Origin of the sequence: uncultured Lamprocystis sp. (genome assembly GCF_903933125.1) — a bacterium.
GTDB lineage: Bacteria > Pseudomonadota > Gammaproteobacteria > Chromatiales > Chromatiaceae > Thiodictyon.
In genome coordinates, this window is record NZ_CAIZIZ010000586.1 from 1 (window position 1) to 1,903 (window position 1,903).

Annotated in this window: 2 protein-coding genes; both read left to right on the plus strand. The window is 59.4% G+C overall.

From position 1 onward, the window contains the following. Positions 1 to 728 precede the first annotated feature (728 nt). The gene (locus QZY03_RS31670) at positions 729 to 1,181 is read left to right on the plus strand and encodes a hypothetical protein (protein WP_295588400.1); all 453 of its coding nucleotides are present in this window, start codon (positions 729 to 731) and stop codon (positions 1,179 to 1,181) included. After that, the coding region (locus tag QZY03_RS31675) for a glycosyltransferase (protein ID WP_295588402.1) at positions 1,178 to 1,903 on the plus strand (726 nt) is incomplete at its 3' end. The genes QZY03_RS31670 and QZY03_RS31675, both read left to right, overlap by 4 nt.

Sequence of the window (1,903 nt, forward strand, 5' to 3'; positions counted from 1 at the left end):
CCACCCGTCCTTGTTCGAGCAGGTGCTCGAGCGCATGCCCTGGCCCGCTCGACCGGCCCGACGACGACCGCGCCCGGCGAGGCAGCCGTACCTCGTCCCTGTGGCGGCCTAGCAGCAGTGGACCAATCGATGATCAAGGCCCATCAGTCCGTTTGTGACGGGAGCCGCGTTGTTCATACGCAAGCGGGATTGGGATCGGATCGGCAGTTTTACGGGTTGTCGGCAACATATCGGCAACGATGTCGACCTATGTCGAAAGCTCACTGCCAGTGGGGGCGGGGTAGGTGTATGCGAGAGTGCTTATATTCACCATCTTGGCGGTCGTTCCACGGAGTCTGGACCATCCCATTCTGAGCAGGAGGTGGGCCCGCGGTGTCCTTGATCGAGTGGTCGCGCCAATCGGAGATTAATGCGCGATGCAGCTAATCCAGCGTTTGCGACAGACGCTTGCCGGCTCGCGCCTGGAAACCGTTTCGCGGCAGCAATTCCCGGAAAATTTTTTCCTTTATAAACAATGATAAACCCTCTCTGCGAAGGCGTTCTTACGGATTCGTGACTCTGCTAGAATAACGAACTGGGCTACCCGGATCTGCTGCGGTCGCAGGGCGCCTCCGCCGGGGATATTGTGGCGTTCATGCGAGAGCACGGCTTCCAGTCAGCGTGGCATGTGCCGCGCGGTACGGAAATCCATTACCACTTTGAGCGTACTGAATGATCCTGGAGATGCGATGCAGACGGTCTTGATCGCGCATCCCTGTCTGGCCTCCGGAGGCTCAGCGTTCAGGGTACTGTGGGGTGTCGAAGCTCTGCGCGGGTACTGCGAGGTGAGTATCGCATCCGGTTGTCCGATCGATCTCGCGAGGTTGAACGGGCATTGTGGAACGAATCTTGAGCCGAATCACTTCGACGTATTGCTTTCTTCGCAATGGCGACGATGGGCCATAGGCCATACGGATGCTTTACGGGGAGCGCTGTTCGCGCGCTTCCTGCGCTCGGTGGCGGCGCGGTTCGATGTTTGTCTTAGTGGTTATAACATGATGGATTTCGGCAGGCCCGCGATCCAATTCGTTACTGATGTTTCCTTTGACGATACGTTGCGTCGCCAATACTACCCGATCGTCGGGGGGCGAGACGTTGGTTTCATCGCGGTGGTATGCCGCGTGATGGCTATCTTGCCTTGACGCGTACGATCGCCGGCACAAGCCATTATCAGGGCGGCGAAGATTGGCTGGTCGCCAATTCCGCATGGACCGCCGATCTGCTCCATTTACGCTTGGGACTCATCAGTAATCGGGTGATATTCCCGCCGGTCGCCGACGCCGCGCCGACGCTTCCTTGGGAGCAGCGGGAAGACGGCTTTGTCCTGAGGGGGCGCGTCAGTCATCAGAAGCGTATCGAGCGGATGATCGACAACCTGGGGCGGGTAAGGGCCGCTGGTCACGACGTTCACCTGCATATCGTCGGGGCGGTGGGCGATGATGGCTACGGGCGGGCGATCCGCGATCAGATCGCGCGCAACGCTGCCTGGTGTTTTGCCGATGGCTATCTGGTCGGAACAGCGAAGATGGCGTTGCTGGCGCAACATCGTTTTGCGATACACGGGTGTACCGGAGAGGCTTTTGGCATTTCGGTGGCCGAGTATGTCAAGGCGGGATGCATTCCCTTTGTACCGAACCAAGGAGGGCCAGCGGAGATCGTTATGAGCGATGAGTTGATTTACCGGGATCAAGACGATGCGGTCGCGAAAGTCGTCAGGGTGTTGGAATCTCGACTTTGGCCATTTTTGCCTGAGGCCGGGCGCTGTGCACGGGTGGGCTGGACCAGGGCCGGCGGCTCCTGCGGAGGTGGCGGCAGCGGGAGACCGGCGGTATCGTCTGAAGTCGACCAAAACACCAGCCGTCAC

Bases quoted from the DNA above. Each gene is read 5' to 3' on its own strand.
- QZY03_RS31670 (WP_295588400.1), top strand. From the start codon at position 729: ATGCAGACGGTCTTGATCGCGCATCCCTGTCTGGCCTCCGGAGGCTCA.